The sequence below is a fragment of the Streptomyces violaceus genome (genome assembly GCF_036014075.1).
Classification (GTDB): domain Bacteria; phylum Actinomycetota; class Actinomycetes; order Streptomycetales; family Streptomycetaceae; genus Streptomyces; species Streptomyces violaceus.
This window is the reverse complement of sequence record NZ_CP107911.1, coordinates 8,498,115-8,523,688: the sequence shown is the minus strand read 5'-3', so window position 1 is coordinate 8,523,688 and position 25,574 is coordinate 8,498,115. Positions and strand designations below refer to the sequence as shown.

Annotated in this window: 24 protein-coding genes and 2 pseudogenes; 15 read left to right on the top strand and 11 right to left on the bottom strand. The window is 70.5% G+C overall.

Annotated elements, in window-relative coordinates; genetic code table 11:
- Positions 1–453: 453 nt before the first annotated feature.
- Positions 454–1,053 carry a TetR/AcrR family transcriptional regulator gene (locus OG542_RS38410; protein ID WP_328417192.1) on the bottom strand — a complete coding sequence of 200 codons (600 nt, stop codon included), beginning with the start codon at positions 1,051–1,053 and terminating at the stop codon, positions 454–456.
- A 149-nt stretch (positions 1,054–1,202) separates the two neighbouring features.
- Here OG542_RS38410 and OG542_RS38405 point away from each other — a divergent pair, with 149 nt between their 5' ends.
- Positions 1,203–1,997, top strand: coding sequence for an alpha/beta fold hydrolase (locus tag OG542_RS38405; protein WP_328417190.1), 795 nt, complete (start codon positions 1,203–1,205; stop codon positions 1,995–1,997).
- 178 nt (positions 1,998–2,175) lie between these two features.
- Here OG542_RS38405 and OG542_RS38400 read toward each other — a convergent pair whose 3' ends face one another.
- The 3 genes from OG542_RS38400 to OG542_RS38390 all read right to left on the bottom strand — a co-directional run bounded on the left by OG542_RS38400 (position 2,176) and on the right by OG542_RS38390 (position 5,512).
- On the bottom strand, positions 2,176–2,520 hold the full coding sequence (locus OG542_RS38400; RefSeq protein WP_328417188.1) for a hypothetical protein: 345 nt from the start codon (positions 2,518–2,520) through the stop codon (positions 2,176–2,178).
- 91 nt (positions 2,521–2,611) lie between these two features.
- A complete protein-coding gene (locus tag OG542_RS38395) occupies positions 2,612–3,052 on the bottom strand; it encodes a VOC family protein (protein ID WP_328417187.1) in 441 nt (146 codons plus the stop codon).
- A 1,338-nt stretch (positions 3,053–4,390) separates the two neighbouring features.
- A complete protein-coding gene (locus OG542_RS38390; RefSeq protein ID WP_328417186.1) occupies positions 4,391–5,512 on the bottom strand; it encodes an amidohydrolase family protein in 1,122 nt (373 codons plus the stop codon).
- A 187-nt stretch (positions 5,513–5,699) separates the two neighbouring features.
- Here OG542_RS38390 and OG542_RS38385 point away from each other — a divergent pair, with 187 nt between their 5' ends.
- Positions 5,700–6,176: a MarR family winged helix-turn-helix transcriptional regulator gene (locus OG542_RS38385; RefSeq protein ID WP_328417184.1), complete on the top strand. Its 477-nt coding sequence runs from the start codon at positions 5,700–5,702 to the stop codon at positions 6,174–6,176.
- 643 nt (positions 6,177–6,819) lie between these two features.
- Here OG542_RS38385 and OG542_RS38380 read toward each other — a convergent pair.
- Positions 6,820–7,998 (bottom strand): acyl-CoA dehydrogenase family protein, encoded by a 1,179-nt coding sequence (locus OG542_RS38380; RefSeq protein ID WP_328417182.1) that lies wholly within the window; start codon positions 7,996–7,998, stop codon positions 6,820–6,822.
- Between the two features lie 124 nt (positions 7,999–8,122).
- Complete coding sequence (locus OG542_RS38375) at positions 8,123–8,497, bottom strand: ferredoxin (RefSeq protein ID WP_193478885.1); 375 nt, start codon at positions 8,495–8,497, stop codon at positions 8,123–8,125.
- Positions 8,498–8,601: 104 nt separating this feature from the next.
- Between OG542_RS38375 and OG542_RS38370 the strand changes: the two genes are divergently transcribed.
- The 9 genes from OG542_RS38370 to OG542_RS38330 all read left to right on the top strand — a co-directional run bounded on the left by OG542_RS38370 (position 8,602) and on the right by OG542_RS38330 (position 17,131).
- Positions 8,602–8,967 carry a DUF6479 family protein gene (locus OG542_RS38370; protein ID WP_184595764.1) on the top strand — a complete coding sequence of 122 codons (366 nt, stop codon included), beginning with the start codon at positions 8,602–8,604 and terminating at the stop codon, positions 8,965–8,967.
- A 180-nt stretch (positions 8,968–9,147) separates the two neighbouring features.
- A complete protein-coding gene (locus OG542_RS38365) occupies positions 9,148–9,654 on the top strand; it encodes a SigE family RNA polymerase sigma factor (RefSeq protein ID WP_328417179.1) in 507 nt (168 codons plus the stop codon).
- Between the two features lie 11 nt (positions 9,655–9,665).
- The gene (locus OG542_RS38360; RefSeq protein ID WP_328417177.1) at positions 9,666–10,187 is read left to right on the top strand and encodes a cellulase; all 522 of its coding nucleotides are present in this window, start codon (positions 9,666–9,668) and stop codon (positions 10,185–10,187) included.
- 137 nt (positions 10,188–10,324) lie between these two features.
- A complete protein-coding gene (locus tag OG542_RS38355) occupies positions 10,325–11,593 on the top strand; it encodes a glycosyltransferase (RefSeq protein ID WP_328417175.1) in 1,269 nt (422 codons plus the stop codon).
- Complete coding sequence (locus OG542_RS38350) at positions 11,590–12,852, top strand: glycosyltransferase family 39 protein (protein WP_328417173.1); 1,263 nt, start codon at positions 11,590–11,592, stop codon at positions 12,850–12,852. Before OG542_RS38355 ends, OG542_RS38350 begins: the two co-directional genes overlap by 4 nt.
- 125 nt (positions 12,853–12,977) lie before the next feature.
- Positions 12,978–14,651, top strand: a complete 1,674-nt coding sequence (locus tag OG542_RS38345) for a purine-cytosine permease family protein (RefSeq protein WP_328417171.1) — start codon at positions 12,978–12,980, stop codon at positions 14,649–14,651.
- A gap of 147 nt (positions 14,652–14,798) precedes the next feature.
- On the top strand, positions 14,799–15,254 hold the full coding sequence (locus OG542_RS38340) for a hypothetical protein (RefSeq protein ID WP_328417169.1): 456 nt from the start codon (positions 14,799–14,801) through the stop codon (positions 15,252–15,254).
- 131 nt (positions 15,255–15,385) lie between these two features.
- Positions 15,386–15,871, top strand: a complete 486-nt coding sequence (locus OG542_RS38335; protein ID WP_328417167.1) for a cation:proton antiporter regulatory subunit — start codon at positions 15,386–15,388, stop codon at positions 15,869–15,871.
- A gap of 6 nt (positions 15,872–15,877) precedes the next feature.
- Entirely contained in the window at positions 15,878–17,131 is a 1,254-nt protein-coding gene (locus tag OG542_RS38330; RefSeq protein ID WP_328417165.1) for a cation:proton antiporter, read from the top strand.
- A 183-nt stretch (positions 17,132–17,314) separates the two neighbouring features.
- Here the strand turns inward: OG542_RS38330 and OG542_RS38325 are convergent, their stop codons facing one another.
- The 3 genes and pseudogenes from OG542_RS38325 to OG542_RS38315 all read right to left on the bottom strand — a co-directional run.
- Positions 17,315–17,896, bottom strand: coding sequence for an Rv1733c family protein (locus OG542_RS38325; RefSeq protein WP_328417163.1), 582 nt, complete (start codon positions 17,894–17,896; stop codon positions 17,315–17,317).
- 76 nt (positions 17,897–17,972) lie between these two features.
- Positions 17,973–19,073 (bottom strand): winged helix DNA-binding domain-containing protein, encoded by a 1,101-nt coding sequence (locus tag OG542_RS38320; protein ID WP_328417161.1) that lies wholly within the window; start codon positions 19,071–19,073, stop codon positions 17,973–17,975.
- Between the two features lie 414 nt (positions 19,074–19,487).
- Positions 19,488–19,697: pseudogene (locus OG542_RS38315) on the bottom strand (LLM class flavin-dependent oxidoreductase); the annotation flags it as partial.
- Between OG542_RS38315 and OG542_RS38310 the strand changes: the two are divergent.
- Together OG542_RS38310 and OG542_RS38305 are read left to right on the top strand one after the other, a co-directional pair.
- Positions 19,698–20,415 (top strand): annotated as a pseudogene (locus tag OG542_RS38310) (amino acid ABC transporter permease); the annotation flags it as partial.
- 82 nt (positions 20,416–20,497) lie between these two features.
- Entirely contained in the window at positions 20,498–21,700 is a 1,203-nt protein-coding gene (locus OG542_RS38305) for an acyl-CoA dehydrogenase family protein (RefSeq protein WP_328417159.1), read from the top strand.
- 498 nt (positions 21,701–22,198) lie between these two features.
- Here OG542_RS38305 and OG542_RS38300 read toward each other — a convergent pair whose 3' ends face one another.
- The gene (locus OG542_RS38300; protein ID WP_328417157.1) at positions 22,199–23,044 is read right to left on the bottom strand and encodes an SDR family oxidoreductase; all 846 of its coding nucleotides are present in this window, start codon (positions 23,042–23,044) and stop codon (positions 22,199–22,201) included.
- Between the two features lie 122 nt (positions 23,045–23,166).
- On the opposite strand from OG542_RS38300, the gene OG542_RS38295 reads away from it, so the two are divergent.
- Entirely contained in the window at positions 23,167–23,562 is a 396-nt protein-coding gene (locus tag OG542_RS38295; RefSeq protein ID WP_328417155.1) for a winged helix-turn-helix transcriptional regulator, read from the top strand.
- A gap of 9 nt (positions 23,563–23,571) precedes the next feature.
- On the opposite strand, the gene OG542_RS38290 is transcribed toward OG542_RS38295, so the two are convergent.
- Positions 23,572–24,231, bottom strand: a complete 660-nt coding sequence (locus OG542_RS38290) for a TetR/AcrR family transcriptional regulator (protein ID WP_328417153.1) — start codon at positions 24,229–24,231, stop codon at positions 23,572–23,574.
- A gap of 125 nt (positions 24,232–24,356) precedes the next feature.
- Here OG542_RS38290 and OG542_RS38285 point away from each other — a divergent pair, with 125 nt between their 5' ends.
- Positions 24,357–25,568: a cytochrome P450 gene (locus tag OG542_RS38285; protein WP_328417151.1), complete on the top strand. Its 1,212-nt coding sequence runs from the start codon at positions 24,357–24,359 to the stop codon at positions 25,566–25,568.
- Positions 25,569–25,574 lie beyond the last annotated feature (6 nt).

Genomic DNA, 25,574 nt, shown 5'->3' with positions numbered 1-25,574 from the left:
TTCATTCTGTGTGCGAGTCAGGTCGTATGTGTGTACGCCACGGCGCCGTCGCCAGGCCGGGCAGTCTGCGCAGGACGGCGATGGTCCCCGCCGTGTCGCAGACCGCTGCCACCACGCGCGGGCGGGCGCGCGGTGCAGGCCAATCGGGGGGCGCGAGCGGGTAAGTCGCTCCTCTGCCGGGCCAGTCGCCGTCAGCAGATCGATCCGGCGCTCACGTGTGGGAACCCCATGGCGCCACGTTGCCGCGCCGGTCGGCAGGCGGCTCCACACAGGTGCAACGCTGTCCACCGGCGGGACGAGGAGTTTGTGCATGACCGCCAGACAACAGCCGCCTCATAAAGCACATGCCACTGAGCTCATGAAGCTTCCATGAAGCCGATCGCCGGACTGGCGCCCTTTCGGAAGGGCAGGCGCTGCCACCCGCTGGCCTCTGTCCAGAGCCCTCGGCGACTGCTACTGGGCGTCCCGCGGTGCGTCGGCGCGCTGCAGCACGGTGAGCCACTGGGCCACGACGGCGTCGATGAAGGCGTCGGAGACCTGGCCGCGGTCGAGGAAGAGCCGGGCGAGGACGGGCCCGTACAGCAGGGTGAACTCGTCTTCGCTGATCTGGACACCCGAAGGCTCCAGCAGCCTGTTGAAACCGGCGTAGCGGTCCTCGCCGATGCGGACGAGTGCCCGGGCACTGTCGGGATCGTGGTCAGCCTGGGCGGTGACGGCCAGAGCCGCGGTTCGCACGGACGGCACACTGACCCCGGCGCGCAGGCTCTTCAGCCAGGCGGTGGCCACGGCGCCCACGTCGCTGCCCGGTTCGGGATAGGTGCCGAGGTCGGGGCCTTCGAGGACGAGGTCGAAGAGCAGTGCGGCTCGGGTGGGCCAGTGCCGGTAGAGGGTCTGGCGGGTGACGTCCGCCCGCTCGGCCAGCAGGGCATAGGTCAGTCCGGCCGGTCCTACCTGAGGCAGCAGTTCTCGCGCGACGGCCAGCACACGGTTGCGGGTGCGCTGCACGCGCGGGTTGCCCGGGGTCGGCTGACGGCGATGGAGGGGCTGCTTCATGCCGCCACCCTACCCACAAATCATACGTCGAGTGTGATTGAGGTCACAGGTCGATCCGAATCATACATAGCGTGTGATAGACCTTGGAGAGTAATCACACGCATTGGATGATTCTTGCGTGACCGTGCACGTTCGAAGGGCGGATGACCATGTCACCTCGCAACCTGCTCGCACCCACGTTCTCCCGCACGCGCCTCGGTTCCGGCCCCGGCCTGCTCCTCGCCCACGGCGCCGGCAGCAGCCTGGCCGGCACCTACGGCCCAGTCCTGGAAGCTCTCGCCGCCCGCCACACCGTCGTCGGCATCGACTACCCCGGCAGCGGCGACACCCCCCGCTCCACCGCCCCGCTGTCCGTCGACGACCTCGCCGACCAGCTCATCGCCGCCGCCGACGCAGAGGGCCTCGACCGCTTCGCCGTGTCCGGCTTCTCCCTCGGCGGCCCGGTCGCCATCCGAGCCGCCGCCCGCCACCCAGAGCGCGTCACCGCACTCGTCCTGACCGCCGCCTTCCCGCACCGCGACAACCGGCTCGCTCTCGCGTCCTCGGTCTGGAGCAAGATAGCCGCGTCCGGCGACCGCGAGCTGCTCGCCGAATTCCAGCTCCTGATGGCCCTCGGCACCCAGGCGCTGGAGTCGATGCCGGCCGAGCAGCTGCGGCAGACCCTCGGCTACGTCGCCGCCGGCGCGGCCGACGGCAGCTCCGAGCAGACCGACCTCGTCGGCCAGGTCGACGTCCGGGACGACCTCGCCGGCATCAAGGTCCCCACCCTGGTCGTTTCGACCACCGACGACCGGCTCACCTCCACCGCCCTGCACCGCCACCTCGCCGAGACCATCCCCGGCGCCCAGCTCGCGGAAATCGCCACCGGCCACCTGCCGATGCTGGAGCGGACCGACGAGTGGCTGCGGCTCATCACCGACTTCCTCGGCAAGCACCACGCCTGAACGCACACCACGAGTGGGGCCACGCGGCGAACGGCGGCGTAGCCCCTCACCCGGACCACCCATTCATCACGACTCACCAACACGCAAACGGGCCGCCTCCCGGTCCCGGATCACTTGAATCCCTGTGGGTTGGTAGACCCGCTTCCCCCCTCGAGTTCATGGAGGAATCATGCTCAAGTTAGGCAACCTCGACGAGTCCACCGCCTTCCGCGACCAGCAGAAGGAGAAGGCGAAGAAGCTCCCCTGACACCGGCACAGCTGATGATCGTGGCGGCACAGCTGGAATCTGCACGAGGCGCTCGTGACGATGGGCGCGAAGAGTGAGCTGTTCCTGCTCGACGGCTACCGACACGGATTCATCAACGCCGCCCGACAAGGCAACCTGCAGTTCGAGGATCTCCTCGACAATGGTCGGCCGGCCGCCGAGGGTGCCGCTACCGCGCGCCGGTTTGCCGGTGCCGACGACGATGGCACACCAGCCAGGTTCGGTTTCGATGACATCGCCGGCTTCTTCGCCCGGCACCTCGGCGTCACCTCATCTGCACAGGCAGTCGCTCGGTCTCGGAAGTAGCACCGCTGAGCCCGACCATCCAAGGTCCCCGACAGAGTCAAACTCAGCGCAGTTGCTCGGCCAGTCCGACGATGATGTCCTCCGGGCCGCGGAGGTAGCAGAGCAGATGGCTGTCCTCGAACCGGGCGATCTCGCCGACGAGTTCGGCGCCGTGAGGGCGCAGGCGGGCGACGGTGTCCTCGAGGTCGTCGACGGCGAACATGACGCGGTGCGTGCCCAGAATGTTGTGCGGCCGGTTGCGCGGCCCGGCGCTGATCGCCGCGGGGCTGCGGTACTTCGCCAGCTCGAGCCGGCTGTGACCGTCCGGGGTCTTGACCATCGCGATGTCACAGCGGACGCCGTCGAGTCCGGTGCACTGGTCGGCGACGAGGCCCTCGACCTCCGCCCTGCCCTCCAGCTCCATACCGAGTTCCACGAAGAACGCGATGGCGGCATCCATGTCCTCGACGACGATGCCGACGTTGTCCATCCGCTGAATCGCCATGCTGGTTTCTCCTTCTTCCTCGTGCGGCCGGCGGTGGCCGCTGACGTCCCTGGGACGGAGCCGGTGGCACCTTCTCGACATCCGCAGACCGCCGAACCCGAAAAATCTGGATCGCGCCTCAGCACCGCTACGGCAGACCCGCGAGCCAGGCCACCACCGAGGGTGAGTGTGGCGCAGGCGGCCGCTCCCATGAAGACGATCAGCCTCAGCCTGCCGTCCCCGCTGTTCCATGCTTCCTCGACGGGCCCCGCCGCGCGGCGCCGGCGCGAGCTGGGGCCGCGCTGCCCCCGGCGGGCCGAGCATCCGTGGACGGGAACGCAGATCAGCGCTGGATGGGGCTCTGGGAACAAGCTCCGGTACGTCACCGTCCAGCCGAACCTCGTCGCCGAGGTACGCGCTGACACAGCGGTAGACCGCGGCCGGCACCGGCAACCCAGTGCCCTACCTGGGACACTTGAGTTCCAGCCGCAGACGGCGCCGCCCCAAGAGGTTCGACAGCCGAGCCCGCGTGCGCGAGATGCTGAGCTACCTTGCCCCGCCTCGCCACCTGTGTCTCGCGGCTCGCACTGACCCAGGAGGGGATCAAGGGATGGCTGAACCGGATCACCTGGCCAGGGAATTCGGGCTGACGGCTGCCGCCCTTCCCACGTTGACCAATGAAGACTCAGGAAGCAAGCGCGCTCTTTCGTGCCGACTGAGAATCCTCGTCACAGCCCGTGTGACCGGGATCGATAGTTGACACAAGGCAACGTTCCTCACCTGCACTGATGCCAAGTAACTTCAGCGTTGGAGACACGGAATCAGAGAGACAGTTGGCACTTTGGTACAGCGCAGGTCACGAGGGGCGTCGCAGCAGGAACGGCTGCTCTGTGGCCGACAAACTTCAGATCCCGATAAAGCTCCCTTGTTGATGACCCCTACGGTGCTGCATCCACCAATCCCCCCTCCCCCGGCCGCGCGAGCGGCGGCGATGTGGGCGAACGGCAGATCGTTGATCATCGGGACCCAGTGGGCCAGCTGGGGATCGAAGGCGTAGGACATGGTGCTCTGCTCCTCGGAAGTGCGTCTGCCATGGCGTGAGCCCGTCTTCCCAAGGTGCGGAGGATTCGTTCCTGCTGTCGGCGTGGTGGGCCAGGCCCTGCCTGACGGAAGTCGCGCCCAGCCGGACGAGGATCGCCGTTTGAAGGTCTGCCTCAAGAGACGTACCAACGGCCATCGACGTGCGGGCGGATCCCGTCGGATCAGGACCGAGCATCCGGTGCCGGTGCTCGGGCTGGGCCGACGGCACATATATGTGCCGTCGGCCCAGCCCGAGCTCCTCACCTGCTGCTGTCTTGATCAGAGGTTCAGCAGGTGTGCCGCGTTGCGGTGTGCGATGCGTGTGAGGTCGGCGCGGGAGAACGGCGCTGAGCTGAGGAACTCGACTGCTTCGGCCGTTGATTCGTAGGGGTAGTCGACGGCGAACAGCAGCCGGTCGGCGCCGATGGCCTGGACGGCTCCGAGAAGAGCCGCGTGGGAGAAGACGCCGCTGGTGGTCGCGTAGAGGTTGTGCCGCAGGTAGTGGGAGGGCAGGTGTCGTGGCCTGCTTTTGGGGTCGGCCTGGTGGTAGCGGCTGTCGAGCCGAGCCAGCTGAAAGGGAAGCAGTTCTCCCATGTGCCCCAGCGTCACCGAGGCCCCGGGGAACTCGTCGAACACTCCCCCGTAGATCAGGCGAAGGGCGTGGGCGCCGACCTGCGCTGTCCATCCCCAGGACGGTCCGCTCAGCACGGGATGTCCCTGGAACACCCGCCACTGATCGGCGGGGAAGAGCGCGGGATGGAGGTAGAGCGTCACGCCGAGCCGTTCAAGCTCGGCCCACACCGGCCGGAACTGCGGCTCGTCGAGGTAGTGGCCCTGAACGTGGTCGTTGTGCAGGACCCCCTTGAGGCCCAGTTGCTCCACCGCCCGGCGCAGCTCGGCCACGGAGGCCTTCGGGTCCTGCAACGGCAGGGTGGCGAAGCCGACGAACCGTGTCGGGTGGGCGGCGACCACTTCGGCCAGGTGGTCGTTGACCCGGCGGGCCGTGGCCACGGCCTCGGAGGGGTCCTCGATGGCCTCCACGCCGGGTGAGGTGAGCGACAGGACCTGCATGTCCACTCCGTGCTCGTCCATGTCCGCCAGCCGCAACTCCGTGAAGTCGGCGAGCCGGCGCCCCCACTCCTGCCCCCAGCCGGGAGGCATACGGGCCGCGCCCGGCCACGGGATCAGCTCCGGAACGGAGAACGCCTCTTCGACTGCGATCACCTTCATGCCGCGCCCCGGGCGGCCAGCGGTCTCAGCCGGCGTGGAGGTGGCGGTCTGGGCGGCGGCGGGCGGGGCCGCGAGGGCTGCCGTGCCGGCGGTGGCGCCGGCCGCGGCGGCCAGCAGACGCCGCCGCGAGGCGCCCGCGGCGAGGGGGGATACAGACGATCTTGTCGTCATCGTCACGCCTTTCTGGGACATGGGATCGGGCTGGGAACCGATCCGCCCCACCATTAGGTAACCTAATCGTAGGCTACCTAATGAAGGATGATCTCGGAAGCTCGGGTGATGTTGGGCACCAGGTCTGACCGGCTTACGATCGGCAGACCGCGCCAAACCGACCGCCCCACCGTGAAGGCAGAACCACATGTCCTCCTCCCCGTCTGAATCCGAGCCGCTCATCCGGCTCCTGTGGCGCGCACACAACTGGTTCCGAGCCGCTCTGACCACTGCGTTCGAGGCCCAGGAAGACGGGGCCGGCATCAGTGCGGCACACGTGACCCTGCTCAGTCAGCTCCCGCCAGAGGGGGCGAGCATCGCCGAGCTGGCCCGGCGTCTGGGCGTCAGCGCCCCGACAGCGCATCAGTGGGTCCACGAACTTGTCGCCCTGGGCGTGGTGACCGTGGAGAGCGATCCGCGGTCCGCCCGGTCGAAACTCGTGCTGCTCTCGGCGGCCGGTGTCCGGCGCCGCGAGGAGACGATGCAGATACTGGCCGGGCTCGAAGCCGCGCTCGCCGGGCGCGTCGGTGCGGATGCTGTTATCGCGCTGCGGGCCGCCCTGGAGGAACCATGGGGATCTCCGGAATCGACGGTAGCGGAACTCCCCGACCCTTCCACCCCGTAACGCTGTTGGCTCCCGGGCGCAGTGGCCAGTCCCTCCCCGGACAACAGGCCCAAGGTCACCACACGCGGACCGCATGACTGGTCCGGCACGAACCTGCACGACAGCCAGGCCGCGCTCCACCAGACATCCCGCACCCCATCAACGTGGTTGGCCTACCGCTGATAGATACGAACACCGTCTGGAACCAGAGCCGAGCGGTCTGCTAGAGATGATCGGATCGTCCTGCGTCGTGGTGTAGGCGACCAGCCTTGCGGGTTCCAGTACGAGGCCGCTGACGATCTCCGCAGACGCGGCAGTCCACGAGGCGCCCTGCGGAGGCCAGTGACCACCCGGCCGCGGCGGAGCCACCGTCACCGACCTGCGGATCCCGCTGCTTTGATCGGCTACACCACTCGGCGAGACGCTATCGTGACTGGCCGCGAAGCCCTGAGCGTGGAACTGGACCCACTCCGCATCACGGCTCCAAGCACCTGGTGGAGCACCACCACCGACTGCTGCGCGAAATCGGCGCGACTCACTTGCAGATCAAGGTGGACGAAGCCATCGAGACCTGACCGGGGCCCGGAACACACCGGAGGGCTCAGTTGATCGTGGTGCCAACTAGCCCTCTTTTGCGCCAACTGAAAATCCTCGCCACAGCCCGTCAGCGCCGCACCCGCGGCATCCCCAGTCCGATCCACGAGATGATCTCCCGCTGGATCTCGTTGTTGCCGCCGCCGAAGGTGAAGATGACCGCCGAGCGGTAGCCGCGTTCCAGTTCGCCGCGCAGGACCGCGCCCGCCGAGCCCTCCTTCAGGGTGCCGGGGGCGGCGACGATCTCCATGAGCCAGGCGTAGGCGTCGCGCCGGGCCTCGGAGCCGTAGACCTTGACGGCGGAGGCGTCCTGCGGGGTGAGGGTGCCCTCATGGACGGAGTTGACCATCTGCCAATTGAGCAGCTTGAGGGCGTCCAGCCGGGTGTGGGTGCGGGCCAGGAGGCGGCGTACCCAGGGCAGGTCCGCGACCCGGCGGCCGTCGGCGAGCTTGGTCTCCGTCGACCAGCGCTGCACGTCGTGCAGGGCACGGATCGCCATGGTGCCGTGGGCGGCCAGGGTCACGCGCTCATGGTTGAGCTGGTTGGTGATCAGCCGCCAGCCCTGGTTCTCGGCGCCGACCCGGCGGGAGACGGGGACGCGGACGTTCTCGTAGTAGCTGGCCGTGGTGTCGTGCGAGGCGAGGGTGTTGATCAGGGTGCAGGAGTAGCCGGGGTCGGTGGTCGGCACCAGCAGCATCGTGATGCCCTTGTGCGGCGGGGCGTCGGGGTCGGTGCGCACGGCCAGCCACACCCAGTCGGCGGTGTCGCCGTTGGTGGTCCAGATCTTCTGCCCGTCGACGACGTATTCGTCGCCCTCCCGTATCGCACGGGTCCGCAGTGACGCGAGGTCCGTGCCCGCGCCGGGCTCGCTGTAGCCGATGGCGAAGTCGATCTCGCCGGAGAGGATCTTCGGCAGGAAGCAGGCCTTCTGCTCGTCGGTGCCGTAGCGCATGATCGTCGGACCGACGGTGTTCAGCGCCATCAGGGGCAGCGGGACGCCGGCCTGGGCGGCCTCGTCGAAGAAGATGAACTGTTCCATGGCCGTCAGGCCCCGCCCGCCGTACTCCTCGGGCCAGCCCACGCCGAGCCAGCCGTCCGCGCCGAGCCGCCGGATGGTCTCGCGGTAGAACCGCTTCTGGTCGGCGGGGTCGCCGTGCCGGGCGTACATGTGGTCCGGGACCAGTTCGGCGAAGTAGGCGCGCAGTTCGGTGCGCAGCCGCTGCTGCTCGGGCGTGTATTCGAGGTGCACGGCGCCTCCAGGCTCCCCAAGGCCGGTCCTGTCGGCGCACACCGTAGAACGTGTTTCAGAAATTGGGAATGGCCATGTCACCTCGGTGTCGGTCGGCTCGGTTCAGCGTGGTCTCAGTGCGGGCTCAGTTCAGCGTGGCGAGGAAGTCCGTGCAGGCGCGTGCGCAGGCGCGGCATGCCGCCGCCGAGTCCTCCGCCCCCGGCTGCCGGTCGAAGGCGTGGGCGGCCTCCAGACACACGGTCCGGCACCACTCCACCTGGGTGCGGATGCTGCCCTCGTCCACCTGGTTCTGCTCAGACAGCACACGGCAGGTCGCGTCGCAGACCTCCGCGCACATGATGCCCTTGCGTCGTACGAGTTCCTGGTTCTCGGTGCCGTCCGGATCCACAAGGCTCGCGCGCAGCGCGCACGCCCGCGCGCACTCTGTACACGCCTGCGCGCAGGCGAAGCGGTCCTCCAAGAACCGGAACAGCTCCTGCTGGGATGTCGTCGGAGTCACACCGCGCGGGTAGCCCCGGTCGATGCCCGTCAAACCCGGTGTTCCCAAGGGGTGCGTTTCGAGGCGACCGGGTTCATGGTGAGGACCAGGGGTACTCGCGTGCCATGCATACCGCATGGATGGAGATGGCCGCGGGCCGTGGCGCCCTCGGCATCGGGCTGGTCGTAGCAGGTGTGGTGGTCGTGGCCCTGCTGCTGGGGGCCTTCGTCCTCGGCGTTCGCATCAAACGCAGGGAGCTGCCCACGCCGCGCCCCGAGGAGCAGCCGCGGCTGCCCGACGGCGGCCCGGTCCGCGAGGTCAGTGAGCGCCGGGAGCCCGAGGAGGTGCCGAGAAGCCAGGATCGCCTGACGCCGCACCGGCTGAAGGGCCACGGCAACGTGAGCGACCGGAGGAGCGCGTCGCAGGAGCGCCCCCGGTGGAACGAGGGCAGCAGCGGTTCGTTCGGCAGCGGCGGCCCGGGCGGCGGGTGATCCCGCGCGGCATCGCCGTCCCCGGGCGTACAACGGAAGGGCTCGTGCCTGCGCACGGGCCCTTTTCCATGCCCGGGTCCGGACGGAGTGAGGTGGATCACAGGTTCCGGGTGCAGCGTGGGGCGGGGTCCAGCGTCTTTTCAGAGGTGTAGGAGGCCACTGAGACGCGGGACGGTGAGGATGGAGCAGGTTCGGGCGGACAGCTTCGACGAGTTCGTGGCCGCCCGTTGGTCGGCGCTGCTCCATGTCGCGCGGCTGCTCACGGGGGGCGACCGGCAACGGGCCGAGGACCTGGTGCAGGAGGCCCTGGTGAAGCTGTGGTTCGCCTGGCCGAAGGTCGCGGAGCAGGCCCCGGAGGCGTACGTCCGCACGGTGCTGGTGCGGATGGCGGCACGCTCGGCGCGACGGCGCTGGCGGGGTGAGCGCCCGGTGGAGCAGCTGCCGGACCGGGCCGACCCGGGCGATGTGTCGTCCACCGTGGCGGAACGCTCGCGACTGGAGGCCGCGTTGGCGCTGCTGTCGCCGAAGCAACGGGCGGCGGTGGTGCTGCGCTACTACGAGGACCTGCCCGAGGCCCAGGTCGCCCAGGCGCTGGGCTGCCCCGTGGGCACCGCACGGTCCCACGCGTCACGTGGAGTCGCACGGCTCCGCCAGATCCTGTCCGACGCCGTCAGGCCCGTGGGGTGAAGGGAGAAACGATGGACGACTTCGAGCGGGACCTGTCGCGCCTGATGCGCGACACCCAACAGCACACTCCCTACGAGCCGGCGCAGCGGCAGCGGCTGCACCAGGGCATCCGGGCCCGCCGCCGGTCGCGGATGCTGTGGAAGGCGGGCGGCTCCGCCGTGGCGGTGGCCGGGCTCAGCGTCGGGCTCGCCCTGCTGCCCAGCATGTTCACCAAGGCCCAGCCCGCCGATCCCCGGCCGCGGCCCGCGACGAGCCCGACTCCGACGCACGACAACGGGCCCACGACCGACACCTCGGATCCGAGCCCGACTCCGACCCGGTCGGCGGCGTCGGTGCCCGCGACCTCGCCCGGCAGCAGCACGCCGACCGGGGCCACCAGCACGCCCACCGGCCCCGCACCGACCACCACGCCCTCCGAGAGCCGGACCACGACGGCTTTCCCCTCGCCGCCCCCTTCCCCGACCCGTACGACGGCGCCGCCGTCCGCCCTGGAGACGACACAGGAGCCCTCCGCATCGGTCAGTACCGAGTAGCCGCCTGAGAGGCGATTCCCGCCAGGGGCGTCATCGCCCCGGACTCCCGTCACCGCACCACCGACACGGGCGCCTTCGGCCTGCCCTGAACCGGCGCTCGCGTATGCCGCGCGCCAGAAAGAGACCGGTAAGCAGCCATGAGAACCGAACGGCGGCCGGCCCTGATCGACCGCCCGACCTCAGAGCTCGCCGCGTTGCCGCGCCGGGCGCCCCTGCCCGCGCACCACCCGGACCCCGTCCTCGACGTGGTCGTGCCCGTGTACAACGAGGAGAACGATCTGGAGCCGTGCGTCCGGCGCCTGCACGCGCACCTCGGCGAGACGTTCCCCTATTCGTTCCGGATCACCATCGCCGACAACGCCAGCACCGACCGGACCCCGCGGATCGCCGCGCGGCTGGCCGCCGAACTGCCCGGCACGGACTGGATCCGGCTGGCCGAGAAGGGCCGGGGCCGTGCGCTGCACGCCGCCTGGTCGCGGTCGCGTGCACCGGTGCTGGCGTATCTGGACGTGGATCTGTCCACCGACCTCGCGGCGCTGCTGCCGCTGGTCGCACCGTTGATCTCGGGGCACTCGGACATCGCCATCGGCACCCGGCTGGCGCGTGGTTCGCGGGTGGTGCGCGGGCCGAAGCGGGAGATCGTCTCCCGTTGCTACAACGGCCTGTTGCGCTCCACGCTCGCCGTGGGTTTCTCCGACGCGCAGTGCGGGTTCAAGGCGGTGCGGCGCGACGTCGCCGAGCGGCTGCTGCCGCTGGTGGAGGACCGCGGGTGGTTCTTCGACACCGAGTTACTGGTCATCGCCGAGCGCGCGGGGCTGCGGATCCACGAGGTGCCGGTGGACTGGGTGGACGACCCCGACAGCCGGGTGCGCATCGTCTCCACGGCGCTGGCCGATCTGCGGGGCATGGCGAGGCTGGGGCGTGCTCTGGCCTGCGGGAGGCTGCCGCTGAGCGCGCTGCGCCGCAGCGACGGCGGCCTCTCCGGGGAACTGCCGGCGGGCCTGGCCCGGCAGGTGGTGCGCTTCGCCGCGGTCGGTGTCGCCAGCACCCTCTGCTACCTGCTGCTCTACCTCGGGCTCAGACCGGCGACGGGGGCGCAGGCCGCCAACGCGCTCGCCCTGCTCGCCAGCGCGGTCGCCAACACCGCGGCCAACCGGCGGCTCACCTTCGGGGTGCGGGGCCGCGGCGGTGTGGTGCGTCATCATCTCAAGGGCCTGGCGGCGTTCCTGGTCGGGCTGGCCCTGACCAGCGGTTCTCTGGCCGCCCTGCACCACACCGCGCCCGGGGCCGACCGCGAGGTCGAACTCGTGACCCTCGTCGCCGCCAACTTGGCCGCGACGCTGCTGCGCTTCCTCCTCTTCCGGGCCTGGGTGTTTCCCGCCGGCCGTACGACAGGATCGTCATGAGCACCGTCGAGCTGGGCCGACCGTTGTCCGGCCACGAGCCTCCTGAAGTCCCCCGCGGATCGCGGGAGTTCCGCCGGCGGCTGCGCTGGGCCGCCGTGCGCTACGGTCCCGTGTTGCTGACGTACGGCGTGCTGAAGCTGGCCGGCTTCGCCGTCTTCATGTACCTGCTGGATTCCGCCGGCGACTTCCGGAAGAAGAACCCCCGCTTCGGCGGCGGCGAGCACCCCTGGGACGTCCTGGCGAGCTGGGACGGCTGGTGGTACCAGCAGATAGCCGAGCACGGATACGACCCGGCCCTGGAACCGGTCCCGGGCGCGACCGGTCTGATCACCCTCGAGGGCAACTCGGCGGCGTTCTTCCCGCTGTACCCGGCGCTGATGCGCCTGGTCTCGGAGTGCACCGGGCTCGGGCTGTTCGGCGCCGGCCTGACGGTGTCCGTGATCGCCTCGTTCGTCGCGGCGCTCGGCATCTACGCCGTGACGCGGCGGCTGGGCGGCCACCGGGCCGGTCTGGTCGCGGCCGGGCTGTGGGCGGTCTGGCCCGGTTCGGGCACGGAGTGGTCGGGCTACTCGGAATCCCTCTACACGGCTCTCGCCACGTGGGCCTGCCATGCCGTCATGTCCCGCCGCTGGCTGACCGCCGGCCTGCTGACCTGTGCGGCCGGGCTCTGCCGGCCCACCGCCGCCGCGCTGATCGCCGCCCTCGCTGTCGCCGCGCTGCTGTCCCTGCGCCGGCGTGCGGACGGTGTCCTGCGTCCGCTGGCCGCCGTGGCGATCGCACCGCTGGGGCTGTTCGGCTATCTCGCCTGGGTCAACTACCGCATGGGCGACATCAACGGCTACTCCAAGCTCCAGGACGGCGCGTGGGCCCACAAGTTCGACTGGGGAGTCCACACGTTCAAGGTGCTGACGTCCATCCCCGTCGGGCACTTCGACTATCTCTTCGCCAGGGCGTTCGAGGACGTCATCGGCGTCTGCGTCGTGCTGGCGGTGCCGGTGCTGACGGTGCTGCTGCTGCGTCTGCGCCCGCCGGCGGTACTCGTCGTCTACACGGTGCTGTCGTATCTCATGGTGATGACCACCCAGCAGATCTTCGGCAACGTCTCGCGCTATCTGCTGCCCCTCTTCCCGCTGTTCGTCCCCCTCGCCCTCGCGATGCGCCGGCTCGGATGGCCGTCCCTGGCCTCGGTCCTCGGCACGGCGGCGCTGGCCTCCGGGTCGTACGCGGGGTACGTGCTCTTCGAACTCGGAGTGCCGTAGACCGCCGCTGTCGACGCGTCAGACACCTCCGAAACATTCCCTTCACGCAGGAAGTATTTAGGGGTAACGCCCGCTGCCTACCGTGCCTGCCTTGTCGTCCCCAACCCGCAGCGAGGAGGCGTGGCATGAGTACCGAGCCACGACTGGCAGAAGTCACCGATCCGGACCCGGCGCAGCAGGCGGCGCCGGGTTCCGACCAGGCCGTCAAGGAGACCCTGGAGGACTACACCCTCCGCTTCGCGCCGCGCAGTTACCGGCGCTGGACTCCGATGGTGGTGGCGACGACCGCGCTCGGCGGCATCGCCTACATGGCCGACTTCTCCATCGGCGCCGGCATCGGCCTGGCCCACGGCACCGGCAACGCGCTCCTGGCGATCGCCGTCGCCGCCGTCGTCATCTTCGTGACCGGCTTCCCGCTCGCCTACTACGGGGCCCGCTACAACATCGACCTGGACCTGATCACGCGCGGCTCCGGGTTCGGCTACTTCGGCTCGGTCCTCACCAGCGTCATCTTCGCCAGCTTCACCTTCATCTTCTTCGCCCTCGAAGGCTCGATCATGGCCCAGGGCCTGAAGCTGGGCCTCGGACTGCCGTTGTGGCTGGGCTATCTCGTCTCCACCGTCATGGTGATCCCGCTGGTGATCTACGGCATGACGGCGCTGAGCAAGCTCCAGGTGTGGACCACCCCGATCTGGCTGCTGCTGATGGTCGGCCCGCTGGTCTACCTGGTCGCCACCGACCCGGGGTCCGTCGACCGCTTCATCGCCTACGCGGGCACCGACGGGGACGGCGGAGTCAACACCGCCTCCGTGCTGCTGGGGGCGGGCGTATGCCTGTCACTGATCGCGCAGATCGGCGAGCAGATCGACTACCTGCGCTTCATGCCGCCCAAGACCGAGGCGAACAAGCGGAGTTGGTGGACGGCCGTGGTGATGGCCGGCCCGGGCTGGGTGGTGCTCGGCGCGCTGAAGCAGGCCATCGGTGTGTTCCTCGCGGTCTACATCATCGCCGAGGTCGGCCCCATCGCCGCACCCGAGCCGATCCAGCAGTTCAAGCACGCCTTCGACGCGATGATGCCGTCCTGGATCGTGCTCCCGCTGGCCGTGGTCCTCGTCGTGATCAGCCAGATCAAGATCAACGTGACGAACGCGTACTCCGGCTCCCTCGCCTGGACCAACTCCTTCACCCGGGTCACGAAGCGCTACCCGGGCCGGATGGTCTTCGTCCTGGTCAACCTGGGCTTCGCGCTGGCCCTGATGGAGGCCGACATGTTCAGCTTCCTCAACAGCATCCTGGGCTTCTACTCGAACTGCGCGATCGCCTGGGTGGTCACCGTGGCCACCGACATCGGCATCAACAAGTACGTGCTGAAACTGTCCCCGCACGCCCCCGAGTTCCGCCGCGGCATGCTCTACGCCGTCAACCCGGTCGGTGTCGTGGCCTTCGTGGCCGCCTCCGGGCTGTCCATCGCCATGTACTTCCACGCGCTGGGCGGCACACTGCAGCCGTACTCCCCCGTCGCCGCGGCCCTGATCGCCTTCGTTCTCACCCCGCTGATGGCCGTCGTCACCAAGGGCAAGTACTACCTGCGCCGCACGGACGACGGCATCACCGAGCCGCTCCTGGACGAGGACGGCAACCCCAGCGCCGTCACGTACGAGTGCCATGTGTGCCGGCAGCAGTTCGAGCGGCCGGACGTGGCCGCCTGCCAGACGCACGACGCCGTGGTCTGCTCGCTCTGCCTGAGCACCGACAAGGTCGGCGACCACGTCCTGCCGGCGGCGCCCGCCGGGGCGTGACGCCCCTGTGCCGAAAGCGGGCCGAGAGGGAATTCGGCCCGCCCGTCGTTTTCTCCCTCTCCGACGAGGCCTTCCGCATCGTTGGGCGGCATACTGATCTTGCGCTGTGCAGTGATCGGGCCAAGGGTCGGAGAGGGGATGACGGACATGACCACCGAAGGACCGGGCGAGCGGGGAACGCCCGACGAGCCGGACGGCGTTCCCTCGATCGCGGAAGAAGTGTGGCGGCAGTTCCTCTCGGACACCGAGGACGCCATACGGGCCTCCGCCCTCAGGGAGCCTTCCGCGAGGGAGCGCGCGGCGGGGCGGCAGCTCCAGCCCCCGCACACCGTCGGCGACCTGTGGCAGCCGGAAGCACTGTGGGTCCGTGTGGCCTGGCGGGACCTGGACCGCCGTGCCAAGGCCCGGCGCGTGGGACGTGTCGTCGCCACCGCGGCCGCCGTGGCCGTGGCCCTCGGGGCCTGGTCCCAGCTGTCCACCGGCGCGGGCACGGGCAACCAGCCGGGAACGGGCACCGTGCGGCAGGTGGAGGGGGCGACCGCGAGGCTGCCCTCGGCCACTCCTTTCCCTTCCGGATCGCCCTTCCCGGAGCCGCCCAGGTAGCACAGGCAGGACGGGTGCCGTCCCTCCCGGCCGCCTAGGATGAGCCCACAGGCCGGTTCTGGGCGCTCGTCCGGGCGCGGCCCCCGCAGGCGAGTCATCACAACGCGCACGCCGACCGAAGGGGGACAGGGATGAGCGCGCCACGCCTCAGCAGTACGCCGTTGCCGGGCATCGGGGTCCGCTACGACCTGACGACACGGGAAAGCCGCCGTCTCTCGGTGGTCGCCCACCGCGACGGGCACCGGACGATCAGCGCCTACCGCAGGGACGACCCGGACGCCTGCGACCTCTCGGTGCGCCTGACGACGGAGGAGGCCGCCACGCTCATCGACGCGCTGATGCCCGCGCACCACACGCCGAACCTGCTGTCCACCACCGACCTGGGGCTCGTCGCCGAGCGGATCGAACTGCCCGGCTCCTCGCACTGGAACGGCCGGCTGCTGGGCGAGTCCCGGATCCGCACCGACGCCGGAGCGTCCGTCGTGGCGGTGCTGCGCCGGGCCGAGGCGATACCCTCCCCCACTCCGTCCTTCCGGCTCGCAGGCGGGGACACCCTCATCGTCATCGGGACCCGCGAGGGCGTGGAGGCGGCCGCCGCGATACTCGGGCGGGAGTGACCCGCCATGCACTCCTCCGCTGTCTTCCTGATCGAGTTCGGCTGTCTCATCCTCGGGCTGGGGCTGCTCGGCCGGCTCGCCGGGCGTTTCCGCTTCTCGCCGATCCCCCTCTACCTGCTGGCCGGGCTCGCCTTCGGCAAGGGAGGGCTGCTGCCACTGGGCGCCAGCGAGGACTTCGTCGCCATCGGCGCCGAGATCGGCGTCATCCTGCTGCTGCTCATGCTGGGCCTTGAGTACACGGCCGCCGACCTGGTCTCCAACCTCAGAACCCACTATGCCGCGGGGCTCGTCGACGCCGTCCTCAACGCCCTGCCCGGGGCCGTACTGGCCCTGTTGCTGGGCTGGGGCCCGGTCGCCGCCGTCGTGCTGGCCGGCGTTACCTGGGTGTCCTCCTCCGGCGTCATCGCCAAGGTGCTCGGTGATCTGGGGCGGCTCGGCAACCGGGAGACCCCCGCCATCCTGAGCATCCTGGTCCTCGAGGACCTCTCCATGGCGGTCTACCTGCCCATCGTCACGGCCCTGCTGGCAGGGGTGGGCCTGGCCGCGGGCGCCGTCACACTGGCCATCGCCCTGGGCGTGGCCACGGTCGTCCTCGTCCTCGCGGTGCGTTACGGCCGCCATGTCTCCCGCTTCGTCTCCAGCGACGACCCCGAGAAGCTGCTGCTGGTGGTGCTCGGCGTCACCCTCGTGGTCGCCGGGCTCGCCCAGCAGCTCCAGGTGTCCGCCGCCGTGGGCGCCTTCCTGGTCGGCATCGCGCTGTCCGGCGAGGTCGCCGAGGGCGCGACGAGCCTGCTCGCGCCGCTGCGGGACCTGTTCGCCGCGGTGTTCTTCGTCTTCTTCGGCCTGCACACCGACCCCGCCAGCATCCCGCCCGTCCTGCTGCCCGCCCTCGCCCTGGCGGCCGTCACCACCGCGACGAAGATCGCCACCGGCTACTGGGCCGCGCGCCGGGCCGGGATCGGGCCCAAGGGCCGCTGGCGGGCGGGCGGCACGCTCGTGGCCCGCGGCGAGTTCTCCATCGTCATCGCGGGGCTCGCCGTCACGGCCGGCATCGAGCCGTCCCTGGGCCCTCTGGCCACGGCGTACGTCCTCATCCTGGTCCTCCTCGGCCCGCTGACCGCCCGCTGGACCGAGCCCGTGGCCACGCGGCTGGCGGGACGGGTGCGCCGGAGGAGGGCCGAGGCGCCCGGCGAGACGGCGCCGGTTGCTCCCGGCGCTCACGAGAGCATCGAGGGTCAGGACCCGGTCGGCCGCACCTGACGCGCGGCCCGGGCAGCGGGCATCAGGGGAGCTGCCGCGAGAAAGCCGCGGCACCTCCCCTGAGCACGACATCGCCCAGCCGGTCCCCTACTCGCAGCACACCCCGTACAGCCGCGGCACACCGTCAGCCCCACTGCCCTGTCGGCAGCGGCTCCCGGCGAGCCGCGGCGAGCCACGGCCAGGTCAGCCGGTCTTCCACCCCCGCCGCGCGTCGATCCGCTCCCACTCCGCGTCCCACTGCGCCATACGCCGCCGGTCCAGGGACAGCCGTATCAGCCAGGCTGCTCCCAGCACCGCCCCGCCCGCCAGGGCCCCGGCCAGTGCGCCGCCCATGGTCGTGTGGAGCCAGGCCTCTCCTTCGGACACCGGTGGGGTTGTGATGTCACCGCTCTTGTTCACCCACACGGGGACCGTGCTCCCGGCTGGAGCCCGGGGCGGCACCCGCGCCTCGTCCTTGTGCGTCGAACCGTCCGGCGCGGTCCACCGCACCTCGCCCCACACCCGGTGGTCACTCGCCGCTCGGGCCGGCGACGGGCCCGGCGCGTCCTTGACGACGACCGCCGAGACCTGGTGGCTCCCGGCCCGCTGCCGTTCGACGGCCTGCTCGACCGCACCCGCCGCCATCAGCCCCCCGGCCAGCCCGCCCAGCAGGGCGAACACCCAGCCGGCGAGCACGACCCAGGCTTCGACGACGTCGACGCGCCGCTTGAGCGCGTTGCGTCGCCACCGCCACCACCGCATGGCCGTACGCTCTGATGCTTCCATCGGCCGACACCCCCTCGTGAGCACCGGCAGGACCCTTCCAGTGTGCGCCTGATCGGTGCCCCTGTCGGCGTGGCGCTCAGCCGGGGGACGCGGCGATCCGTACGCGGTCGCTGTCTCCGTCGGAGAGGAAGGACGCCAGCGCCCGTCCCTCCTCGGCGACAAAGGTCCGGTCGGCCCGGGTGAAGCGGTCCAGCGGGGTGATCAGGACGGTGTCCGCCTCGACGCTCCAGGTCGCGGCGACCCGGCCGTCGACCAGGACGACACGGGCGCCGGCGACCGACAGGCCGCGGTGGGCGTCGTCGATGATCCGCCCTCGGTCGTGGTAGCCGAGGACCGCGTTGTCGAAGGCCGGCAGGAACCGCACCGGGGCGGGGGTGTCGGGGTCGGGGCGCGGCGCGTCAGGGAGGTCCAGCAGTTCCCGGCCGCGCTCGTCGCGGAAGGCGACCAGTTCCTCGCGCAGGGCGGAGACGGCGGCGGGGAGTCCGGCCAGGCCGCACCAGGCGCGCAGGTCGGCCGAGGCGGCAGGGCCGAACGCGGCCAGGTAGCGCCGTACCAGTGTCTGCCCCCCGGGGTCGGAGCCGTCGGGGTCCGGTGGGTCGATCTCGCGCCCCAGCCAGGAGGAGACCAGCTCGTAGCGCGCTCCCCCCGTCGTGCGCCACAGCCCGCGCGGCGGCAGCTGCACCGTCGGGAGCAGGCCGGCGATCAGCATTTCGCCCAGGGGCCGGGGCCCCGCCGCCGGCCAGCGGTCGACGACTGCCCGCGCGAGGTCGCCCATCGCGCGGGGTTCGCCGTCGGCCATGACGGACCGCCCGGCCGCCGCGAGTTCGCCGAGATCCACCCCTTCCAGCTCGCGACGGTAGGTGCCGAGAACCCGCTGGCGCAGCATGCCGTCGTGGCGCGCCCGCCAGGCCACCAGGTCGTCGGCGGTGACGAGGTGGACGGTGCGGCGCATGAGGTGGGTCCGCACCACGCGCCGCCCGGTCAGCAGGTCCGACAGCACGGTCGGCGCGAAGCCCCGCAACCGGGACCAGAGCCCGATGAACGGCTCCTGCGGCTCCTGCGCCTGGAGACCGCACAGATGCGCGACGGCGTCGAGCACCGGCATGTCGGCCCGGTCGAGGAGCAACTGCCGCGCGAGGGTGGCACGGTTGAGCGCCCGGGCGTCGAGAACGGTCAAGGGAACACCTCGGCCTTCGAGTCGTGTGCCGACCCGTGGTTCGAGAGGTCCGGGCGGCTTGCCCGGTCACCGTCGCACGAGATGCGGTCAGGTCCTGACCGCATCCGGCGTCGTGCCGAGGTGTCGCGGCCCTCAGGACCCGGACTGCAGCAGGGCCGGCTCGGCTTGGAGGTCGGCCTTGGCCTCACCGCCGGCCATGAGGTCGGTGATCTCCTCCCGGGTGGACCAAGTTCCTGCGCGCTCTCGCCGAAGTCGACCCGCACTTGGCGGTGAACATCGAGCACGAGGACGCCGCCTACTCGCAGACCGAGGGCCCGGCCCTGGCCGCGAAGATCCTGCACGGCGCGGCGGCCGCGCTGTAACAGGGGTTCGCGCCCGGCCCCGTTCGCCGGACGGGGCCGGGTCGCGACCGGCTCACCGGCGTTGCCATTCCTCCGCGAGGAGTCGGTAGGAGCGCACGCGGTCGGCGTGGTCGTGTGTGATGGTGGTGATGATCAGCTCGTCGGCGCCGGTGGCCTCCTGGAGTTGTTCGAGCTGGTCGGCGACGCGCCCCGGCGAGCCGGCGAACTGGGTGTCGACGCGGTCGGCGACCAGGGCGCGGTCCTGCTCCGTCCAGGCGTGGGCGTGGTGATGGTGCTCGGCTTCCTGCTCGGCATTCCGCTGGCCGTGATGCGGTTGTCCTGCAACCCCGTGCCGGCCACGTTGAGTTGGGGCTTCGTGTGGATCTTCCGGTCCACTCCGCTGCTGGTGCAGCTGCTGTTCTGGTTCAACATCGGCGCCCTCTATCCGACGCTCGGAAGTCGGCGTTCCGTTCGGCCCGCAGTTCGTCACCGTCAAGACGGTGAACCTGCTGGGCCCTGCCCTCACCGCCGTCATCGGCCTGACGCTGCACGAGGCCGCCTATGCCGCGGAGGTGGTGCGTGGCGGCATCCTCTCGGTGGACGCCGGCCAGACGGAGGCGGCCCAGGCACTGGGCATCGGCAGGGCTCGTACCCTGCGCCGGATCGTGGTGCCGCAGGCGATGCGCTCCATCGTGCCGACCGCCGGCAATATGCTGATCGGCACCCTGAAGGGCACGAGCATCGTCAGCGTGCTGACCGTGCACGACCTGCTGTACTCGGCGCAACTGGTCCACAACCAGACCTACCAGGTCATCCCGCTGCTGATGGTCGCCACGCTCTGGTACATCGCCGTCACCACCGTGCTCAGCGTGGGCCAGTTCCATGTCGAGCGCCACTACGCGCGGGGCGCGGCGCGGGCCCTGCCGCCCACACCCGTGCAGAGGCTGAGGGCCCGGCTGGCCGCATACCGCCGTTCCCTGCGTTCCCTACGTTCCCTATAGAATTACTAGGAAAGTATTGACGGCGCCTCGGGCCACTGCGCAGGATGACGCATGCCCCACACACGTTGAGGAGACCTCTGCCATGGGCCCAGCCGCTGCGCCGACCGGGCCCGGACGTACGCACTGGCTGCACGTGGCCCGTGAGACGGCGGACGATCTGGCCACGGACGCGGTGGCCAGGGACCAGGCCGGCAAGCCCCCCTTCGACGAGGTGTCCCGGCTGCGCGAGTCGGGCCTGCTGACGCTCCTCATACCGGCCGGGCTCGGAGGCGGCGGCGAGGACTGGCCCACGGCGTACGCCGTGGTACGGGAGATCGCGGCGGCCGACGGCGCCATCGCCCAACTGCTCGGCTGTCACTACTTCATGTCATGGAGCGCCCGGTTCTTCACCGACCCCGCCCTCGCCGCCCGGCTGGAGCAGCGCTCCGCGTCGGAGCAGTGGTGTTGGGGCGGTGGTCTGGCGCGTCAGGAACCGGTTCTGTCACTCGCCAGGAACGCGCGGGGGTATGTGCTCAACGGCCGGCAGAGCTACGCCGCCGGTGTCCTGGTCGCCGACCGCCTCGCCGTGCGGGCCGTACGGGCCGACAGCGGCGAGCCGCTCGCCGTCGTGGTCGATCCCGACCTCCAAGGCGTGGTGATCGACGGCGACGCCGACCCTTTCGGACAGCGGCTAGCGGCGGGCGGAAGCGTGGAGTTCGACGCCGTACCGGTCTCCGCCGACGATGTGCTGGGCTCCCTGGCCGCGGACGAGGACGTCCTGTCGCCCCTGACCGCTCTGGTGTCACCGGTCGGGCGACTCCTTTCGGTGCAGCTCCGGCTCGGCATGGCCGAGGGCGTGCTCGCCGAAGCCCGTGAGTACAGCAGGACCGGCCACTCCCACTGGCACCCGGACTGGCCGGTCGGCTCGCCCCAGGACCCGCAGGTGCTGACCGCGTACGGGGAGCTCACCGTGCTCACCCGCTCCGCGTCCGCACTCGCCGACCAGGCGCGGGATGCCGTGCACGGCGGGCTGGCACGCGGCGAGGACCTCGACTACGAGGAGTACGCGGAGATCTCCGTGCTCGTGGCCATGGCCGAAGCCGCCGCGTCCAGGGCCGTGCAGGAGTCCACCGCTCGCGCTCTCGACATCATCGGTGTCCGCTCCGCGTCCGCGCGGCTGGGCTTCGACCGCTTCTGGCGCAATGCCCGGACCCACACCCTGTACGAGCCGGTCGCCCACCGGCTCCGTGATGTCGGGGACTACTTCCTCAACGGCGCGCACCCCCCGTTCGTCCTCCCCGTGTAACCATCACCGGGCCGGCTCGACGGCGATTGTGACAGCGCGCTGTCCCCGCTCCCTCTGACAGTCGACCACCACGGCCGTTTCGCCGTCCTCGTCGTCGACTGATTCCTCGCCTGCATTTCCTGCCCAGGTACCCCAGAAGGCATTCAGGCCCTCTCCCTCGCTTTCGAACAGGACCTTTCCATGGCCACGACGGCTACAGTCGCGACCCGCGCGAAGGAACTCGAGCAGGGCAACTGGGGAGCCGCGGCGGTGAACAGCGCGGGACGCAGATCGCCGCGTCGTTCTCCGCCGCCGGCGCCGCCGTGGTCGTCACGACCCTCTCCTAGGGGCTGCCCGGCTGGCGCGCCGCGTGCTGTCGGCACAGCCGAACGTTCCCCGGGCGGAAGGCGATTGACGACGAGGCCCGCTACATCATCAGCGCCTACGAACGGACCGACGCCTGACGCGAACCAGGGGCGGCAGCGGCGGACGCAGCGGGCCGGCAGGGGCCCGTCAGCTTCAGCGAAAGGCGGCGACGTGCTGTCGAGCCCACGCCGCGAAGGTGCTGGGGGCGCGGCCGAGGATCCGTTCGATGGCGGTGCTGATCCGCTGCTCGGCGGGTGTGGGCTCGCCGAGGATGGCCAGCGTCGTCTCGATCACCTCCTCGGGCATGAACCGGAGCATCTGAGCCCGGGCCTCGTCACGGGTCTGCTCGATGAAGCGGACCGGTTCGCCGAGCGCGTCCGCGATCGATTCGGCTCGTTGCCTCGGCGTGCTGAGCGCGGGCCCGGTCAACTCGTACATCTGGCGGGCGTGCCCGCTCTCGCGCAGCGTCACGGCGGCCAACTCGGCGATGTCGCCCGGATCGACCGTGGGCAGGCCGACATCGGCGAACGGTGCGGCGACGGACCTCCGGGTGCGTACCGACTCGGCCCAGGCGAACATGTTGGAGTGGAAACCGCCGGGGCGCAGGACGGTCCAGTCCAGGCCCGACTGCCGCACGGCGTCCTCGATGGCGCGTGCCGTTCCACCGTGCGAGGCCGACTCCGGCCGCGTGGCGACTCCTTGCGAGGACAGCAGCACGACGCGCTCGACTCCGCCGGCCTTGGCGACGTCCAGGATGTGCCGGGGGTTCAGCAGGTGGGCGCTGGGCCCGCCGTTCTGCAGGAACAGCGCGTCGGCGCCGTCGAGAAGCGGGCGAAGACTCTCGGCGTCGGTCAGGTCCGCCCCGCGATGCCGGACACCCTCCGGAACATCCGCGTCGGTGATGCTCCGAGACGTCGCGGTCACCCGTTCACCGGCCGCCGCGAGCGTCCGGACGAGCCGACTGCCGACGTTACCCGTCGCCCCCGTCACTACGATCATGAGTAACTCCCCTTTTTTGCACGGTGGTTGACGCCGCCCGAAGGTCGGGCGAGACAGGGGGACGCTAACACCGGAGGTAAAGTAGGTACCTACAGGAAAGTGGCTTTCGAGAAGGGAAGCGCATGGGCGACAACGCCACGCGGACGGCATCCGATACGAGGACCGACCCGGAAGCCGCCTGCCCGATCTCGCCGGTCGTCGACATCGTCTTCAGCCGGTGGACCACGCCGGTCCTGTGGACCCTGCACGCACACGGCCGGCAGCGCTTCGTGGAGCTGCAACGGCGCGTCTCCCGCATCACTCCGAAGGTGCTGACCCAGCGGCTGCGGCAGTTGGAACGCGACGGGCTGGTCGTGCGCACGTACCACCCGGAGGTGCCCCCTCGCGTCGAGTACGAGATCAGCGAACTCGGCCGTAGCCTCGCCCCGCTCTTCGCGCATCTCTCCGAGTGGGCGACCGGCAACCTGGACAAGGTCGACCGGGCCCGCCGCGAGTACGACGGCGACCCGGCTCGCTAGTGCGTGGCCCTACCGCCCCGAGAGCCCCCGGGTGACCAACCCGAGTGCGTCGGCGAGGCGGTCGCGATGTCCCTCCAGCGCTTCCGGGGTGATGCCTCGGCCGGCTGTTTCACGGGCGAGATCGTCGGCCGCGACCTTGAGCACGGCGCTCATCACGGCGGCCTGTACGCGGACGTCGAACGTATCGGGGCGCATGCCCATGCGTTCGGCGAGCACCTCGGTGAACGTCCCCTCCGCACGCTCCCGGAGCACCAGATAAGCGGCGCGCAGCGCGGGTTCGTCGTGGGTCAGCCGGACCACCGCGAGTACCGTCTCGACGTCCGCGCCGGACGGCGAGTCGATGACGGGCTGGTAGGCCTCACGCAGGTGCTCGATCAGGCCGAGTTCGGGCGGCCACGCGTGCAGCACCGTCCGGAAGGCGTCGATCATCTGGGTGAGCAGCGGCTCGACACAGCTCTCCTTGGTGGGGAAGCAGCGCCACAGCGTGCGTTCGGAGACCCCGGCGGCTTTCGCGATCTGCTCGCCTGACGTGGCGGCGACACCTTGCTCGGCGAACAGCCGGACGGCGTGGCGGGAGATGTCCAGGCGTTGCCGCCCGCGCTGCTCGTCGCTCACCGGCGGCCGTCCCCGGCGGGGCACGCGCCCGCTGTCCGCCACAAAGTCCTCCATCAGGCGATCTAAACATGCCCGCGACATGGGAGGACTGTCCGAAACTTTAATGACAGTTACTGCCAACAAACTGCTACGGTCGGGGCGGCTCGAAGATCGCATGCGGAGATCACAGGAGGAGCGCCATGAGCGTTACCGCCGAGCGTCAGCAACTGCCCTTCCCGAGGCCGAACGTGCTCGACCTCGCACCTCTGTACGACGTGCTGCGCCGGGAGGCGCCCGTCACCCCGGTCACCACCCCGGCCGGGGACCCCGCCTGGCTGGTCACCCGCTTCGAGGAGGTCCGCGACCTGCTCAGCGACAAACGACTGGGCCGCTCCCATCCCGAACCGGAACGTGCCTCACGCCTGACGTCCGCCGCCGTACTGGACGGGCCCACGGGCAACTACGACACCGAGGAGGCCGACCACACGCGGATGCGCCGGCTGCTGACCCCGGCGTTCTCGGCCAAGCGGATGCGGATGCTCACCGACCATGTCCAGCACCTGGTCGACTCGTGCGTCGACCAGCTGATCACCCAGCATGCCGCCGCCCCCGCCGGGGTCGTCGACCTGCAGGCCGGGCTGGCCTTCCCGCTGCCGGTCGCGGTCATCTGCCGGCTGCTCGGGGTGCCCGAGACCGACCGCGAGCGCTTCGCCTCACTGTCGGAGCGCATGTCCAACTACGCCATCGGCGACGCGGCCCACCAGGCGCGGGACGAGTTCAACGAGTACATGACGGGACTCGCCGAGACGAAACGCGCGCAGCCGGGCGAGGACGTGATCTCCGACCTGGTCCATGCGCAGAGCACCGACGCGGACTACGACTACGCCGACATGATCCAGCTCTGCGTCGGGCTGCTGTTCGCCGGGCACGAGACCACGGTCAACCGCATCGGCCTGGGCACGCTCTTCCTGCTCACGCGTCCCGACCAGTGGCAGACGCTGACCGCCGACCCCGACGGCCGGGTCAACGCCACCGTCGAGGAGATCATGCGCCTGGGCGCCCCCGGCGACCTCGGCCTGCTGCGCTACGCCCACACCGATGTCGACGTCGCCGGTGTCACCATCCAGCGCGGCGACGCCGTCATCCTGTCGATCAACGCCGCCAACCGCGACTCCGCCGTCTACTCCGACGCCGAGACCTTCGATCCCGACCGCCCCGAACGCAACCACCTCGGTTTCGGCCACGGCGTGCACTTCTGCATCGGCGCGAGCCTGGCCCGTGTCGAACTGCGCATCGTGTTCGCCACCCTGGCGCGCCGGCTGCCCGGTCTGCGGCTCGCCAAGGAGCTGGACGAGCTGGAGGTCCGTACCACCCTCACCGGCGGTGTCACCGAGTTGCCCGTGACCTGGTGATCCCCT